The organism is Winogradskyella psychrotolerans (assembly GCF_018860545.1).
GTDB classification, from domain to species: domain Bacteria; phylum Bacteroidota; class Bacteroidia; order Flavobacteriales; family Flavobacteriaceae; genus Winogradskyella; species Winogradskyella psychrotolerans_A.
In genome coordinates, this window is sequence record NZ_JAHKPN010000011.1 from 155,408 (window position 1) to 171,720 (window position 16,313).

The following is a 16,313-nucleotide window of genomic DNA, read 5'->3' on the forward strand; positions in this document are numbered from 1 at the left end:
TCAGCATAAAATGAAAAAAATACTCCTTTTATCAGACACTCATAGTTACATCGATGATGCCATTCTCAAACACGTAAAGCAAGCTGATGAAGTTTGGCATGCAGGCGACATTGGTGATTTGGAAGTCACTGACCAAATTAAAAAACTAAAACCATTACGCGCTGTACACGGAAATATTGATGATGCTAAAGCACGTACCGAGTTCCCATTGCACAACCGGTTTATGTGTGAAAATGTAGATGTATGGATCACTCATATTGGTGGTTATCCGCCAAAATACAACAGTAATGTTCGTGAAGCATTAGTTGCTAATCCTCCAAAATTATTTATCACAGGACATTCACACATTCTAAAAGTAATGCCAGATAAAAAATTAAATCTATTGCATATGAATCCCGGGGCAGCAGGCAAACATGGGTTTCATAACGTGCGAACAATGTTAAGGTTTAAAATTGATGGAGCTAATATTACAGATTTAGAGGTTATTGAATTTGAAAAACGATAAACAAAAAAAAACCCAAACGGCAGCGTTTGGGTTTTTCACACTAATACTACTAAGATTTTAGGTCTATCGTAATCGATCTACAGATTTTACGAGATCTTCATCCTTTTTTATAGCCTTGTTAGCCAAGACTAAACACACAATAGAAAAAATAGGAAGAAAAATCCCAATACCTTTCTCAGAAACGTTAATTTCTCCAGATAAGTTTAGCGACTGATATACAAAGATTCCTAGTAAAATAAAGTTTAATACTATATTGAGTCGTCCCAAAACAAATTGAGACTTCCTGTCTTTAAATCTAAATATTGATGCCAAAGATAATAAAGCTGAGCCTAAAAACATACCTAAATACAAATAATCATTTAAGGCATATATCTTAACTCCGTTATTGTCTGTCCACAAATGAAACACAAATATTAAACCCGCTGAAATTACAGCAGCTAAAAATAAATATAAGGTTTGAATGCGTTGAATCATATCTTTTACTCTAAAAGGAATGCAAAATTAGGAGTTTATTTTTTAAAAAGATAGAAATTATTTTAAAATAAAATTGTATTATTGCAATAGAAAGAAGTAACACACTGAATTGCATCCTTCTAATCTTCCAAATTAATCTCACTTTTTTTCTTTTTATTTCATTTAGAAAATATTGAATTAATAATATCAAAATTATAATACATATACAACATACGAATGTTTGAAATTTCTCAGTTAAAAGCTAAAAAACTCCCTGAACTTCAGGAAATAGCGAAACAACTAAACGTACCTAAATACCGTACACAAAAAAAACTAGACTTGGTTTATCAAATTTTAGATTACCAAGCCGCAAACCCTAGTGCTGTTAAAGACAATGTTGCAACAGAATCACCTTCAGCACCAAAGAAGCAGGACAGCAAACCTCAACAAAAACGTGCAAGGATCTCTAAAAAACCGAAAGAAAATATAGAGCAAAAATCTTTAGAGCTTACAGACAAACCTGAAGACGTTAAAGCAAAACCTCAAGCCCAGAAGAAACCTAGTCCTCGAAAAACTACAGAGCGCAAGCCGCAAGAAACTAAAGCCAAAGAGGATAAAACCAATACAGACAAGTCTAACAATAAACCTCAAGAACAAAAGAAACCTAATCCTCGTAAAGACGACAAAAGACGTCCACAAAACAACGATAATAGGCAGTCGCGTTCTAAAGATGGTAACTCTCACAATAATAATTCAAAAAATAACGGAAATAGAGATAGCAGAAATCGCTACCGTGAGCCCGATTTTGAATTTGATGCCATTATTGAAAGTGAAGGTGTTTTAGACATTATGCAAGATGGTTATGGATTTTTAAGGTCATCGGATTACAATTACCTATCCTCTCCTGATGATATTTATGTATCACAATCTCAAATTAGATTATTCGGATTAAAAGTTGGTGATACTGTTTTAGGAAATGTACGTCCACCAAAAGAAGGTGAAAAATATTTCCCATTAATTAAGGTTAGTAAAATTAATGGCCAATTACCTAATGTGGTAAGAGATCGCGTTGCTTTTGAGCATTTAACTCCTTTATTCCCACAAGAGAAATTTAATATTGCCGAAAAGCAAGCTACAATTTCGACGCGAATTATGGATTTGTTTGCACCAATTGGTAAAGGACAACGTGGTATGATTGTATCACAACCAAAAACAGGTAAAACCATGTTACTTAAGGATGTTGCCAATGCCATTGCTGCGAATCATCCTGAGGTATATCAAATGATTTTACTTATTGATGAACGTCCTGAAGAAGTTACAGACATGCAACGTAATGTGCGTGGTGAAGTTATTGCTTCTACGTTCGATAAAGAAGCACATGAGCATGTGAAAATTGCCAATATTGTATTAGAAAAAGCAAAACGTTTGGTCGAATGTGGCCATGATGTAGTGATTCTTTTAGATTCAATTACGCGTTTAGCAAGAGCATATAACTCGGTACAGCCAGCATCTGGAAAGATTCTTTCTGGTGGTGTTGATGCCAATGCTTTACATAAACCAAAACGTTTCTTTGGTGCAGCTCGTAACATTGAAAATGGTGGATCGCTTACTATTATTGCGACAGCATTAACAGAAACGGGTTCTAAAATGGACGAAGTTATCTTTGAAGAATTTAAAGGAACTGGTAACATGGAATTACAATTAGATCGTAAGATTTCTAACCGTCGTATTTTCCCAGCTATCGATTTAACATCATCTAGCACAAGGCGTGATGATATTTTATTAGATGCGACTACAATACAAAGAATGTGGGTAATGCGTAAATATCTAGCAGATATGAATCCAGTGGAAGCAATGGAATTCATTAACGACCGTTTTAAACAAACGCGTAACAACGAAGAATTTTTGATTTCTATGAATGGTTAAACCATTTTAAAATGTATTATAATAAAAAAGACCTTGAATTATTATCAAGGTCTTTTTTTTTATGTCTGATTTCTAATAGAACTATATTCTTGGTTTAGCAATACCGCGATCGTACATTACAATGCTACCTGCTACAGAAACATTCAAACTTAATTGTGATTTAAACTTTATTAAAAAATGGCTTTTTTCAATAGCTTGTTTAGACAAACCATGGTCCTCTGCTCCTAATAAATAGACACAACGTCTCGGATGGTTAAACGTTTCTAAAGGAACAGCATCTTCGGCTAATTCCACTCCTACAAGCCGCGCTCCTTTTGGTATATTATTAAAGAAGTCCTCAAATGTGTCATAGTGAAAATAAGGCATGGATTTCACCGCGTTATGTGTATCACAAGCCTGTTTAGCATACCGATTACCAATAGTAAAAATAAAACTCGCTCCAAGATTTTGAGCTGATCTCCAAAGCACACCTAGATTTTCTGGTGTTTTTCCATTCTGAATTCCAATACCGAAAAATTCATTTGTAAAATTATCATTCATAAGTCAAAAATATAAATTTCATCTTTATCTTTTTCATCAATTACTAATGATAAAAAAAAGAGGTTGTTAGAATATTACTTACAATATTCTAACAACCTCTGCCTGGTATTCAAAATGTATATTATGCTGTTGCAGCTAACTTAATGTTTTGTTTGTACTCAATTGGTGAGCATTTGTATTGTTCTTTAAAAATTTTAGAAAAGTAACTTCTACTTGAAAATCCAAGAGAGTAAACAATTTCTGAAATATTTAAATCTGTGTTTTTAATAAGCTCCTCTGATTTTTGAACCCTTACAAATCTAATGTAGTTGTTTAAAGTTTTTCCATGCATCAACTTAAAGCCTTCTTGTACTTTAGCAGGACTAATTGAAATTTTAGCTGCTAATTCGATAACACTTAAGTTCGTTTCAGGAAAATTATTGATATAGTCTGATAGTTCCTTTACTTGTTTTAATTCAAATCCAGTGAGTGATCCTGTTGGGTTTTGAGCACTCTTAATATCTAATGAATGTTGCTCTATTTCCATAGCTAAGATAAAATTCACCAAGCCTTGAATTAGTAATACTCTTACAACACCATTTTGCTTAATGGCTTTTAATTGCTTAATATTTTCTGCAATTTTTAAATTATAAGAACCAACGTAACTATAATCTGAAGTTTTACTATTAATAAAAAGTTCCGAAACCATATGATTTATATGATGTTTAGCCGAGCTTTTCTCTGAAGTGTTCACAGACACTATCGTAGAATTTACATAAACGTCTTTATAAAAACTTATATGGTTTTCTGAGGTTTCAATATTTGCAGAAATACCTGTTTTAAATGTCTCAACTATATTTGATGTTCCTTTGCTGTCAAAAGCATGTTTCAGCTTACCTTCTGAACAATAGAGGAAGTTAACTACTGATTTCTTAGGACTTTTAACGATGAACTTAATGTCTTCCTTAAATTTTACATCAAACTCTATAAATACTGTATTTCTTTCTAATTCTATGCCTCTAATTAAGCCAACTCCCAATTCATTATTTATTATCAACTCTACTTCTCTGTGGCTTGTTGTGAAAGTTCCACCAACTTCATTTTTTAAAGCGTGAAACATTAATTCTAAATTATTTGCTTTAATTTCTATAGTTTTCATAATGTGTTTGTTTTTGGTTAGACAGTAATTTGTTAATTCTAATTAGCTTTACTAATTAAGACAGTAAATTGTGTAAGCTTAAATTGCTTCTTTAGTATTCTGTATAGAGTTTAGTTTGGAATACCCTATTTCTGAATAAGCCACTTCTAATTTGCGTTTTGGAAAAATTCTTCCCACTCTTGCGAATTGCTTTTGTAGTTGTTTAGATGATATTTTCATGGTGTAATTGATTAGGTTGTTTTTGTTATGACAAAGTAACGAACACTTATAGCTTACTCTGTTATACAATTCCCTAGTTTTGTTACATCATTACAAAAAAGTGTTAAACAAAAGCCAAAATAAGCATTGCATGAGGTATCACATTTGAAAACTGCACAAAGTCATCTCCTTCATGATGAAGACATTAAACGTTATACAATGAATATGCTAGTCGGTGAATAAAAGTTAGCTAGTGAATGGAAGGAAATATAAAACTTGAAGTATATGATCGTGTCAGATCCAAGATCAGTTATACACCTAATATTACTTTTTATTAATAACTATAAGTAAAATTAATGCCACAATTAGTAATGAGTGTATTATGGCAGATAAGGCATACACAAAAAAACCAATGGCCCATAGGATAACTAAGAGTACTAAAAAAACATAAAGAAAGGTTTTCATTGTAAAATGACGATTTTATTAAGGGCTTTAACTTGTTTTAGAAACTTGTTATAAACCATTATATATCGCTCAAGTAACTATAAACATGCGGAGTTAAATTCATAACAAATATGCACAATCTCGAATTGAGCATGTTATACAATTTCAGAAAATGTTTATACTATTTTAAGAACTTCGTCCAGGTCTGCTATTTTAGAAACGGTAGATAAATAGTAAATGTGGCTCCAATATTAGGCTCTCCTTTGGCTATAATAATACCTTTGTGATTTTCTACTATCTTTTTACAAATAGCTAAACCGATGCCTGTGCCTGAGTATTCAGACTTACCATGTAACCTATTAAAGAGTAAAAATATTTTATCTGCGTAAACTTGGTCAAAACCAATACCATTATCCTTAAACGTAATTTTATGATGATATTTATACAAAGAATTCTTAATTTGATTGACCTCTCTTGAAAGCACTTCTTGGTGTGTTATTTCAATAATTGGAGGTACTCCTTCTCTACTATACTTTAATGAATTACTTATTAGGTTAATGAACAACTGTTGTATTTGAAAAGAAACAACGTCCATTGTTGGCAATTCATCACAAATAATTTTAGCTTGTTTTTCTTCAATACTATCAAAGAGTTCTGCTTGAGCATCTTCTAATAGCATGTTCATATTCGTCTTAATATATTCTTTTTCTGACGTGTTGGTACGAGAATATTGTAATAAATCTTCAATAAGCATACGCATCCTAGCAGAGGCAGACTTCATTCTCTGAATATAATCCTTTCCACTCTCAGAAATACGATCCTTTTCTTTACTTTCTAATCTTGAAAGGAAGGTCTGTATTTTGCGCAATGGTTCTTGTAAATCATGACTTGCAACATAGTTAAACGCAGACAATTCTTTATTTGTGCGTTCTAATTCTTGGTTACGCTGCTCAATAATTCTGTAATTTTCTACTTCATTTGTAGCATCAACAGTAACTCCCAACATTGTTTTAACACCTTGAGCATCATCCATAAGCTTAGAAAACGCTTTTAGATGCCTAATAGTCCCATCTTTATGCACAACACGAAAATTGGTGAAGGGAAGTTCTTCTTCTCTCATCATTGTATTTACTTGCTGGCCTAAATTATCTAGATCCTCTTCATGTACATATTTATAGAAGTTTTCTAAGGTTGGCTCAAAGCTTTGAGGCTCTTCTCCTACTAAGCGGTACAAATTATCTGAAAATTCAAACTCATTTTCCTCAATATACCAAACCCAAGTACTACTATCACTTACAATTTCAGATTGCTTAGTCAGTTTTTCAAAAACATCTAATTCTGTATTACTCTCTTTTAAAGCTCTTAAATCTGATGTCATTTTTAAATAAGCCAATAGAAGAATAACCAGAGTAACAATCAATAAACCATAAAAAAACAAAGGTGTTAGTCCTATTTTCTTTTCATTAATCTTTTGATGTTCGGTCAACAAACTTTGTTCTAATCTCAACATTTCAATGATATCCTCACGGATTCTATCCATCCTAATTTCACCTTCATGCAATGAGAATAAAAGTTCTTGTGTTAATATAGTGTTATCTTCATTAGTGAGGGTAAAAGACTTATCAAAGTTTTCGAATCGCTTCGCTATATCAACCTTTAACACCTTGAGCTTTTCAACTTGCCCACCTTTAGGAATAATAAGCGTATCTAATGCTGTAAGGTTGTTTTGTATTTTATTAAGACTCTCTTGGTAAGGGTTAAGAAACAAAGAATCGCTGGTTAATAGATAACCTCTTTGGCCTATTTCAGCATCTTTAAGATTAGAAATTAATAGTTCTAACTCACTTCTTAGCTCATAATTATCTTCTACCTCTTGTGAAGTCTGAGACAGTTCGCTAATATGTTTATACATAAAACCACCTATACACAAAATAACAAAAAGCCCAACTAAAAAAGCGGTTCTCAGGTATCTACTTGACGGTGTTGGCATATATTATAATCTTAATAAAAAGTTGTCTTTATTTAATCCGCTAGTATGATATTGCCAATTTGTAGTCACCACTTCTGAAAGCACTTTTTTCAGCTTTTCAAAATCATTAGGTTTCTTTATATATACATTGGCACCTTTAACAAAGGTATTTTCAATATCTTCTTCAGACGCTGATGTGGAGTAAATAGCAATCGCCATATCACGCAATTGTTTGGTGTCTTTAATTTCTTTCAAACATTCAAGTCCAGATTTCTTCGGCATATTTAAATCTAGAAATAACAAGTTTGGAAGTGTACGGTCTGCTCCATTCAAATACTCCATCAATTCTACACCATCCTTAAAAAGTAAAACTTTACTTTTAATTTTCAACTCTTCAAAGGCTTCTGTAAAAAACAATCTATCATCCTCATCATCATCAGCCAAAGCTATATTAATATAATCGCTATTCATATGTACAACCGTTAAAGGTTAATTTATTTGTTTTCTTTTCGCAATAATACGCTGAAAAGCTGAAGGCGTAATGCCTGTTGTATTTTTAAATTGCTTACTCAAATGTGCTACACTAGAATAGTTGAGTTTAAATGCTATTTCGGTTAGTGAAAGTTCTTCACTTGTTAATAATATCTTTGTATATTCTATTTTCTGTAATATAATAAAATTTTCAATGGAAGTATAAGTCACTTCCGAAAATAAGTTGGACAAATAATTATAATTCTCGTCTAATTGTTCAGACAAATAAACAGAGGTCTTTACGTTGATATCCTTCTCATTAAATACCATATCTACTATGACATCTTTAATTTTTTGGATTATAATTTTCTTTGGGTCTTCAACAACCTCAATCCCAAAACTATTAATATCATTATGAAATGCATCTAGCTGCTCTTTTGATACCTTATCCTTCAATTCTATCTCCCCAAAAGCAACTTGTTGATAATTGAATTGATGCGCCTTCAACTTCTGTTCTAGAACAGTATTACAAACTTTAGTAAAGTCGAATTTTAACAATAATTTCATTATAAAACGTATCGTATTAGATTATTATTTACTCTATTTTGATTTTAATCAAATTTAATACTAAAAAACGCATTTATCACCATGTTATTTTGAAGAATTATCAAAACTGATTAGAACACCTATTCTAGTTCAGATCATATGAAAGAGGAACAACAATTTCGCACAACTACAAGTCAATATCATACTGAATGTTATCCATTTACAGAAACGGGCTAATTATTGAGCATAAAAAAAGCCGATCATTATGATCGGCTCTAACTTTTAATTTCAAGATGGACTTAAAATTCTGAGAATTTAAATTTTTGACCACCAACGGATACATCTGCCATAGCTCCCGCTTTAGATTTTGCAAATGTCACAACACCATCATTATAATTGGCATTTTTACTAGCTCCTTTATCTACTATTACAGCCTTAGCTTCCGCAGAAAACTCAAAATTCCCTTGCTTAAACTCGTTTAAAGCCGCTTCAGTTTCAAAGAAAACGACTTGCATGTACGCTTCTCCACCAGCTTGTAAACCAACATCTAACTTTTTCATACCGGCCATTCCAATTGGCATTCCATCCTTATAAACGACTCCATTACCTGAAGCTGCACCTACGATTAATGCTCCTTCTCCTACATTAGGAAAAACAACATAACCAGAGGAATTACTAAAAAATTTCTCCAATCCTTTATCTAAACTTTTCAGCTTAGAGATTGCTTTTTCGGCATCCATCATAACGCGCTTATCATCTTTATTTTGTGCAAATGCAAATACGGTTACAAACATTAATGCCATTGTTACTATAAAATTTCTAATTTTCATAATTTTAAATTTATTGATTAAACATTTATTTTAAAGAAAGTGTTCAAACCAAGTGTCTCAAACTTTCTTATCGTAAAATTATGAGTATTACCTAACTCTAATTGATGCTATTCAATTAATTCTTGATGTTATTGATGATAATAGAAAAGACATAAAAAAAACCCATCAACTATTTCTAGTGATGGGTCTTGCTTAGTAGCGGGAACTGGACTCGAACCAGTGACCTTCGGGTTATGAGCCCGACGAGCTACCTACTGCTCTATCCCGCGATGTGTATTCAAAAAACGATTTTCTTAGCTTTTAACTCTCGGTTCATAATGCCGACATATCGTTTTGGGACTGCAAAGATAATACTTTTTTTGAAATAACAAAATCTAAATAAAAAAATAACGCTCAAAAATAAAATTGAACGTTATCACTTATATTAAATTATGGCTAGAAATTTAATTATCATCCTCTTCGTCAGTATCTAATGTTGCTAATGCTCCTTTTCTATTAACTTCATCAAGGTCAAAATCAACAATATTTGGAAGTTTATCTTTTAATGCTGCAAAATTACCTTTGAATTGATTGTCTCCTAACAGTAGTGTTTTTAAGTTGGTTAACTGTGCCAACTCATTTGGAAGTTCACCGTAAAATGCATTATTAGACAATACTAATTCTTCTAACTCTGCAAGTCCTCCTATAGATGAAGGAATCTTACCTAATAATTGATTATCAAATACGCTTAATACTTTTAACGATTTTAAACTCGATAAACTTGAAGGTAGTGTGCCCTTTAATTGATTGCTACTTAATATTAAATTTTCCAAATGTGTTAAGCTTCCAATAGATGAAGGAATCTCTCCAGAAAAATCATTATTAAATAACTCTAATGATTTTAAATTTGATAATTTTCCAATATCTGAAGGAATACTTCCACTAAAAATATTTGAGAATAATTTTAACTCTTCTAAGTTAATCATGCGTACCAAAGAACTTGGCAATTCACCACTAAGTTTATTGAATGATAAGTTAAGAACCTTTAAATGTTTTAATTTTGAAATTGACTCAGGGAGCGTACCTTCTAAACCATTAAAACTTAAGTTGATTCCAACAACATTTTCATCTTCTATGGTTAAACCATGCCATGTTGAAACGGGCTTCTTTAAATTCCATGATTGACTCCAGGAATCACCGTTAGTTGCATTGTATAAATCTACAAGTGCTGTCTTTTGATCTTGAGAAACTTCTGCAAAAGAGAATAATGAAATTAAGCAGAATACTAATGTTATACTAAGTGTCTTCATAATTGTAGGATTTTGTGGAGGGACACAATAACAATGCGAATTTACCTGTTTTATCAATAAACGGCAAATTTTTTCGACGAACTGCACACTTAAAAACGCAAATACCTATTATTCAGCATTTTACAAATATACCTAAGACATACTTTTAGCAACAAAACTAAGAATATTCTGTTGCTCAATGGCTACCGTTATTTGTATAGGATTACAACAAATTTCACAATCCTCTATATAATTTTGATTACTTTGAGACAAATCAACTAACATTGAAATTTGTTGCCAACAGTATGGACATTGAAAGAAATACTCATCCATAATAGTTACAATTTAAAATTGAACATTCAGTAATTCTCCACTAATTTGCAGGACTTCTAACTCCGATAGTTTTGCAGCAAACTTAGCTTGATTCCGACTTAATTCTGCATTTAATAAATTAACTTGAGCTTGTCTAAACTCGATAGAATTAACTTGTCCTATTTTGAATTTCTCTTGTGTACGATCAAAATTATTTTGAGCCGTTACAATATTCTTTTCTTGAATATTATAAATTTCAAGCTTATTCTCGTAATTATCCCAAGCGTTATTAAAGTCACGCTCTATATTCAGTAAAATATTTTCTTTTTGAAGCTCTTGAGTCTCTAAATTAATCTTAGCATTTCTTATGGTGGTAATTGTTGTTCCTCCATCAAATAAGTCCCAACTTAGACTTAAACCACCAGATAAACCTGTGTTAGTTGATACAGCCAAAAATGAAGCAGCATTGTTGTTATTTTTATTCCAGCCATAAGACCCCGTAAGTCCTACCGTTGGTAAATATGCTGATTTACCAGAATTAATATCTAGTTTACTTATTTCAATATTTTTTTCGGTTTGAAGCAATGCTACATTTCTAGATTTTGCTTTTTCAAATAAGCTATCTTTTTGGAACTGTAGCATAAACTCAACGTCTGTTTCAACTTTAAAGTCAGTAGTAAATGATTCTCCTAATACCAATTTTAAATCACGCTTGGCCGTTTTTAAATCTTGCTTCGTATTAATAATATTGATACTATCGGTATTAATATCAACTTCTGCGTTTAAAACTTCAAGCTTCGTATTTTGACCATATTCAAACTGATATTCAGCGCGTATTAATCGATCTTTAGTATTGTTTAACGTTTCTTCTAAAGCATTTAAATTATCCGAAAGTTGAGCCACGTTATAATACACAGAAAACAACTGAAGTATCGTTGTTTCTATAGTTTCTCTAGCCTGTAGTTCAGATAAGTCATATTGTTCCTTTAATCGCTTATAATTATAGCGTCTGCCCAAACCATCAAAAATGGTATAACTCACCTCTATGCTTGCATTATAATTAGAACTTTCTGCAGCATTTAATTTCGTGATTGAACCATCTGAAAATTCTGCTTCTGTATCATCTAAATTATAAGTGGCCCCTGCACTGCCAGTTACTGTTGGTAAAAACTCTGTATTAAAGATACTGGTATTATTCTCCGCTATAGCTACTGCATTATTGGCAATTTTAACCCCATAATTATTTTCTAAAGCGAGCGAAACTGCTTTTTCTTTTGATAATATATCTTGTGCTTGCAAACCAACCCAGCATGCAAAAAACACAAATGTAAGTTGGCTTTTAGTGATCATTTGCTTCATTTTGTTCTTTTATAGCACGTTCTACTTCTTCTCTCGTTACCTTATTACCAGTAGTCAACCACTTACTACCTTGTTTAAAACTATTACTAAAAGATAAAAATAAAGGTAGTACGAGTAACGTTAAAACTGTTGCGTAAGCAATACCGAATGAAATGGAAATTGCCATAGGTTTTAAAAATTGTGCTTGTCTACTTTTTTCTAATAATAAAGGTGCTAAACCAGCAATAGTGGTTAATGAGGTTAAGAAAATAGCTCTAAATCGCGATTTTCCTGCTTCAGATAATGCCAAATCGAAAGACATCCCCTCTTTTAAATTACCATTAAATTTTCCTATTAAAACTAAACCATCATTCACCATAATCCCTATTAAGGCAATAATCCCAAGCAGCGATAAAATATTAATTTGAAAATTAAATAGCCAATGTCCCCAAGCTACAGCTGTGATACTCAAAGGAATTAATAATATAAGTAAAAGTGGTTGTGAATAGCTTCTAAATGTAAATGCAATTGTAATATAAATTAATAATAGGATAATTGGCCCCGCTATTCCTAATGAACTCGTTAGTTTATCTTTTTCTCTATTCTGTCCTTCAAAAGACGCATTTATAGTTGGATATTTGGATTGCAATTGCGGGATAAACACCGTTTTTATATCATCCAAAATATCTGTATTACTTGTACTAGGATCTTTTAAATCAGCATACACTTGAATTTCTCGTTTTCCTTCTAAGTGATTAATAGCGACATCTCCTCTTACAATACTATATTCTGCTATATCTTTTAAAGTCACGCGCTCACCTGTTGGTGTCACAATCCGCATCGCATCTAAATCGTTGATAGAGCTCCTATTCTCTTTATCGTATCGCACCCAAACCTTAATTTCATCTTGACCACGTTGAAAACGCTGCGCTTGTGAACCAAAAAATCCAGAACGTACCTGTGCCATCACCGTTCTTAAATCAAGACCTAATAAATACGCACTTTCTTTTAACTCTAGTCGAATTTCTTTAATTCCAGCAGGATCATTATCTCCAATATCTTTAAGTAATGTATTGGATTCTAAATACTTTTTAAGTTCTAATTTAGAAGCCTTAAGTTCTTCAATATTGTTACTTAATAACGATACAGACACCGGACTTCCACCAAAATTTCCGCCAGAACCATAGATAAGACGCTCATTTCCAATGACAGGACCGACTAATTCCTCTAATCGATTTGTAACAAGATCAGCCTTAATGGCATCCGGTCTTTCTTCTCCTGGTAATAGATTTATTCGTAGTCTTGCGCTAGAGCTACTGCTAATATTAACAATCGTATTTTCAAATAATTGCTTCCCTGTACCTTTTAAATATTTTTCTGTGAGTTCTTGATTAACAATGAATGATTTTTCTTCAATCATAGAAATAATAGAATCCGTAATTTTTACGTTTGTTCCTGCAGGCATTACCAATTCTATATTTGCAGCATCACTCGCTATTCTTGGAAATATAGTTTGCCCTATAATACCTCCACGGATCGATCCAATCGTTAAGACTAATAACGCAACAAAAATTCCTAGCGATAAGATTTTAAATTCTAACACAAAATTTAAAGTAGGAGTGTAAAGCTTATCTCTTAGATAAGACATAAATTGATCCCCTCCTTTATTTATAAATCTCATAACCGAGAAAAACTGCTTGATCTTAGAAGGGTTTTCATCTACTTTCTTAGCTCTTAATGCCTTTGAATGCGCCAAATGCGCGGGTAATATAATAAGAGCTTCTATTAGAGAGACTACTAGCGTCAAAATTACAATTACAGCCACCTCACTAAAAAACTCACCAATTCTACTATCTAAAAAGAAGAAGAGTGAAAATGCTAAAAGTGTTGTTATAATTGCTGACACTACAGGTGGAATAACTTCTAAAGTTCCATCTATTGCCGCTCTAATTGGTGATTTACCTTTTTCGTAATGTTGATAGATATTTTCAGCAATAACAATACCATCATCTACCAAAATACCAATTACGATAATCATCCCAAAAAGTGATAATACATTTATCGTTACATCAAATTGCGAGGCAAAAATGAACATCCCTAAAAACGAAATTGGAAGTCCGAAAGCCACCCATAACGCTAATCTTGTATTTAGAAAAATAGACAAGAATAACAAGACTAAAAACATACCTGCAATGGCATTTTCAGTTAACAGTTGGGTTCTTTGTTTTAAAGTAATTGAACGGTCATTAACAACTTGGATAGATACATTGTTATGTTTTTGATTATACTCCTCAATATAGGCATTTACTTTATCTGCAGAGGAAATTAAATCTTCATTGTTTGTACTTGTAATGGCTATATTTACAGCTAAATTCTGATTAAAGTAAGTAGCATTTGGAGTCTCAGAAAACCGATCGCGTACAATAGCAACATCCTTTAAACGTATTACCTTGCCATCAGAAGAGGCTCTAACTATAATATTTAAAAGCTCTTTACCATAATATTCTCTATTATTGGCTCTAATTAAATATTCTTCAGCAACGGTTTTTACATTTCCACCTGTCACTAAAATATTCGCACTACTCACAGCAGAGGCCACTTCATCGAAAGTGAGATTATAGGCTAATAAATCAATTTCATTAACCGCTATTTCTATTTCTTCCTCTGGAAAACCAGATAATTCAATTTGAGAAATACCATCTATACCTCTTAAATCAGTTTCGACTTGACGGGCTAATTGTTTCAAAGTCACCAAAGGAATATCAGCTCCACTTATTGCAAAGGAAATGGTTTCTCGTACAATTTCTTGCTTAGAAACCACTAAAGGTTCCATGCCCGTTGGAAAAGTAGGCACTCTATCTACGGCATTTTTAACTTCGAGAAGCATAAAGTCGATATTCTCTCCTTTCTCAATCTCTACAGTTATAGATCCACTATTTTCTAATGAGGTAGACGTTACACGATCCACACCTTTTAATCCTTTTAAATTGTCTTCAATTTGAAGCACTATACCCTCTTCTATTTCTTGTGGAGACGCTCCAGGGTACGTAATACTTACCGTAATAATTTTGGTTTCAGTAAGCGGAAAGAAGGACGACTTTAACGAAAAAGCTCCAATGACACCAAAAATCACAAATGCAAGAATTAATACATTTACAGCAACATGATACCTAATAAAATATTCAATTATTTTTCTCATTACTGAATAGAATCTAAGGATTTAGTTGTGTTCTTTATTGCTGTCACATGCATACCTGCATAAGCACCAGGAACGGGCTTTCTAAGAATTATGGTACCGTTAGGTACACCTTTTAAAACCACACTTGTATTAGAATAATGGGCAGGCTCCACCGCTATAACATCAAGCAAACTATCTTTAACCACATAAATCTCTTGGCTATCTAGTAATAAGTTTCTATCAATCTCAATTGCATCTTCAACCTTTTCGGCATTTAGATTAGCTTCAAGATACATACCTTCTTTAAGGTCGTTATGTTTTACTTCAATATATGCTGTTATCGTTTGTGTTGTGGCATCAATACTACCATTAACTCGAGACACCTTACCATCATAGGTTTTAGTACCATCTAGATTTGTAAGTGTAACGTATTCTCCTACTTTTAAAATATCTGCAAACGATTTACTGATAGCGACTTCCATTTCATAAATAGAAGGATTAATAAATTCACCTAATTTCTGACCACTTCGTACAAATGTACCTTCGGTAATTAAGGCTTCTGTTAATATCCCTGTAAAAGGCGCTGATATTCTGTATTTTGTTAAACGCTGCTCTAAATTCTTAACATTGTAATACGCACTCACTATACCACGACCCGTAATAAAGTAATTTTCTTTCTCACCCGATATTTCTGGAAGTGTTGGTGTCGCTTTACTTAAATCGAAACCATTTAAATACGTTTGCCATTTTTGAAAAATATCTGGAAAGTCTAACCGTAAATCAGGCATAATAGCCGCGATACTATTATACAATTCGCTTTTAGCAGATTGCACACTCGCATAATATTCAGAAGCATCTAAACGAATTAATGTTTCTCCTTTTGAGAATTTCTGACCAGGTTTAAAGAGTTTTGTACCGGTCTTAAAAACACCCTGAACTTCAGAATATAATTCCACGCGCTGCATAGCGCTAAGATTACCATTTGCAGAGATTACCACAGGAACTGTTGTGTTTTTCACTGTATCAACAAGAACTGTTTTAACAACCTTGGGCACAACAGGTTTGGGTTTGTGTTTATTATCAATAAGATAATTAGCAAATATGAATGCACCAATTATTAATGCAACTCCTATAACGGATAAAATAATTTTTCTTAACATAGTGGTCTTGGTCGTCTATAATCTACAAAGCTAACTT

The 16,313-nt window shown here is 32.5% G+C and carries 16 protein-coding genes and 1 tRNA gene; 2 read left to right on the top strand and 15 right to left on the bottom strand.

The genetic code is table 11. The annotated features are described in order from the left end of the window. Positions 1-10 precede the first annotated feature (10 nt). Positions 11-505 carry a metallophosphoesterase family protein gene (locus tag KO515_RS04140; protein WP_215935119.1) on the top strand — a complete coding sequence of 165 codons (495 nt, stop codon included), beginning with the start codon at positions 11-13 and terminating at the stop codon, positions 503-505. 63 nt (positions 506-568) lie between these two features. On the opposite strand, the gene KO515_RS04145 is transcribed toward KO515_RS04140, so the two are convergent. Continuing rightward, positions 569-979, bottom strand: a complete 411-nt coding sequence (locus KO515_RS04145; RefSeq protein ID WP_215935120.1) for a DUF4293 domain-containing protein — start codon at positions 977-979, stop codon at positions 569-571. A gap of 216 nt (positions 980-1,195) precedes the next feature. Between KO515_RS04145 and rho the strand changes: the two genes are divergently transcribed. Continuing rightward, positions 1,196-2,884, top strand: coding sequence for a transcription termination factor Rho (rho, locus tag KO515_RS04150; protein ID WP_215935121.1), 1,689 nt, complete (start codon positions 1,196-1,198; stop codon positions 2,882-2,884). An 81-nt stretch (positions 2,885-2,965) separates the two neighbouring features. On the opposite strand, the gene KO515_RS04155 is transcribed toward rho, so the two are convergent. From KO515_RS04155 to KO515_RS04215, 14 genes are all read right to left on the bottom strand, one after another. After that, the gene (locus KO515_RS04155; protein WP_215935122.1) at positions 2,966-3,424 is read right to left on the bottom strand and encodes an RNA methyltransferase; all 459 of its coding nucleotides are present in this window, start codon (positions 3,422-3,424) and stop codon (positions 2,966-2,968) included. A 121-nt stretch (positions 3,425-3,545) separates the two neighbouring features. Then, complete coding sequence (locus KO515_RS04160; protein WP_215935123.1) at positions 3,546-4,562, bottom strand: helix-turn-helix domain-containing protein; 1,017 nt, start codon at positions 4,560-4,562, stop codon at positions 3,546-3,548. Positions 4,563-4,640: 78 nt separating this feature from the next. Then, on the bottom strand, positions 4,641-4,781 hold the full coding sequence (locus KO515_RS04165; protein ID WP_215935124.1) for a hypothetical protein: 141 nt from the start codon (positions 4,779-4,781) through the stop codon (positions 4,641-4,643). 303 nt (positions 4,782-5,084) lie between these two features. After that, positions 5,085-5,225: a DUF5670 family protein gene (locus tag KO515_RS18795; protein ID WP_252723775.1), complete on the bottom strand. Its 141-nt coding sequence runs from the start codon at positions 5,223-5,225 to the stop codon at positions 5,085-5,087. 187 nt (positions 5,226-5,412) lie between these two features. Then, positions 5,413-7,194 carry a CHASE3 domain-containing protein gene (locus tag KO515_RS04170; protein ID WP_215935125.1) on the bottom strand — a complete coding sequence of 594 codons (1,782 nt, stop codon included), beginning with the start codon at positions 7,192-7,194 and terminating at the stop codon, positions 5,413-5,415. A gap of 3 nt (positions 7,195-7,197) precedes the next feature. Then, positions 7,198-7,644, bottom strand: a complete 447-nt coding sequence (locus KO515_RS04175; protein WP_215935126.1) for a response regulator — start codon at positions 7,642-7,644, stop codon at positions 7,198-7,200. A gap of 18 nt (positions 7,645-7,662) precedes the next feature. Further along, complete coding sequence (locus tag KO515_RS04180; RefSeq protein WP_215935127.1) at positions 7,663-8,211, bottom strand: helix-turn-helix domain-containing protein; 549 nt, start codon at positions 8,209-8,211, stop codon at positions 7,663-7,665. Between the two features lie 278 nt (positions 8,212-8,489). After that, on the bottom strand, positions 8,490-9,020 hold the full coding sequence (locus KO515_RS04185; protein WP_215935128.1) for a YSC84-related protein: 531 nt from the start codon (positions 9,018-9,020) through the stop codon (positions 8,490-8,492). Positions 9,021-9,216: 196 nt separating this feature from the next. Next, positions 9,217-9,289: transfer RNA gene (locus KO515_RS04190), tRNA-Met, on the bottom strand. A gap of 174 nt (positions 9,290-9,463) precedes the next feature. Further along, on the bottom strand, positions 9,464-10,309 hold the full coding sequence (locus KO515_RS04195; RefSeq protein WP_215935129.1) for a leucine-rich repeat domain-containing protein: 846 nt from the start codon (positions 10,307-10,309) through the stop codon (positions 9,464-9,466). 132 nt (positions 10,310-10,441) lie between these two features. Continuing rightward, a complete protein-coding gene (locus tag KO515_RS04200; protein ID WP_215935130.1) occupies positions 10,442-10,621 on the bottom strand; it encodes a CPXCG motif-containing cysteine-rich protein in 180 nt (59 codons plus the stop codon). A gap of 12 nt (positions 10,622-10,633) precedes the next feature. Continuing rightward, a complete protein-coding gene (locus tag KO515_RS04205) occupies positions 10,634-11,959 on the bottom strand; it encodes a TolC family protein (protein WP_215935131.1) in 1,326 nt (441 codons plus the stop codon). Next, positions 11,940-15,137 carry an efflux RND transporter permease subunit gene (locus tag KO515_RS04210; RefSeq protein WP_215935132.1) on the bottom strand — a complete coding sequence of 1,066 codons (3,198 nt, stop codon included), beginning with the start codon at positions 15,135-15,137 and terminating at the stop codon, positions 11,940-11,942. Before KO515_RS04210 ends, KO515_RS04205 begins: the two co-directional genes overlap by 20 nt. Next, on the bottom strand, positions 15,137-16,276 hold the full coding sequence (locus tag KO515_RS04215; RefSeq protein ID WP_215935133.1) for an efflux RND transporter periplasmic adaptor subunit: 1,140 nt from the start codon (positions 16,274-16,276) through the stop codon (positions 15,137-15,139). The genes KO515_RS04210 and KO515_RS04215 overlap by 1 nt, the downstream gene beginning before the upstream one ends. Positions 16,277-16,313: the final 37 nt, after the last annotated feature.

Coding starts and splice junctions, on each gene's coding strand:
- KO515_RS04205 (WP_215935131.1), bottom strand. CDS start 11,959: ATGAAGCAAATGATCACTAAAAGCCAACTTACATTTGTGTTTTTTGCA.
- KO515_RS04175 (WP_215935126.1), bottom strand. CDS start 7,644: ATGAATAGCGATTATATTAATATAGCTTTGGCTGATGATGATGAGGAT.
- KO515_RS04185 (WP_215935128.1), bottom strand. CDS start 9,020: ATGAAAATTAGAAATTTTATAGTAACAATGGCATTAATGTTTGTAACC.
- KO515_RS04140 (WP_215935119.1), top strand. CDS start 11: ATGAAAAAAATACTCCTTTTATCAGACACTCATAGTTACATCGATGAT.
- KO515_RS04180 (WP_215935127.1), bottom strand. CDS start 8,211: ATGAAATTATTGTTAAAATTCGACTTTACTAAAGTTTGTAATACTGTT.
- KO515_RS04145 (WP_215935120.1), bottom strand. CDS start 979: ATGATTCAACGCATTCAAACCTTATATTTATTTTTAGCTGCTGTAATT.
- rho (WP_215935121.1), top strand. CDS start 1,196: ATGTTTGAAATTTCTCAGTTAAAAGCTAAAAAACTCCCTGAACTTCAG.
- KO515_RS04165 (WP_215935124.1), bottom strand. CDS start 4,781: ATGAAAATATCATCTAAACAACTACAAAAGCAATTCGCAAGAGTGGGA.
- KO515_RS04210 (WP_215935132.1), bottom strand. CDS start 15,137: ATGAGAAAAATAATTGAATATTTTATTAGGTATCATGTTGCTGTAAAT.
- KO515_RS04160 (WP_215935123.1), bottom strand. CDS start 4,562: ATGAAAACTATAGAAATTAAAGCAAATAATTTAGAATTAATGTTTCAC.
- KO515_RS04155 (WP_215935122.1), bottom strand. CDS start 3,424: ATGAATGATAATTTTACAAATGAATTTTTCGGTATTGGAATTCAGAAT.
- KO515_RS04200 (WP_215935130.1), bottom strand. CDS start 10,621: ATGGATGAGTATTTCTTTCAATGTCCATACTGTTGGCAACAAATTTCA.
- KO515_RS04215 (WP_215935133.1), bottom strand. CDS start 16,276: ATGTTAAGAAAAATTATTTTATCCGTTATAGGAGTTGCATTAATAATT.
- KO515_RS04195 (WP_215935129.1), bottom strand. CDS start 10,309: ATGAAGACACTTAGTATAACATTAGTATTCTGCTTAATTTCATTATTC.
- KO515_RS18795 (WP_252723775.1), bottom strand. CDS start 5,225: ATGAAAACCTTTCTTTATGTTTTTTTAGTACTCTTAGTTATCCTATGG.
- KO515_RS04170 (WP_215935125.1), bottom strand. CDS start 7,194: ATGCCAACACCGTCAAGTAGATACCTGAGAACCGCTTTTTTAGTTGGG.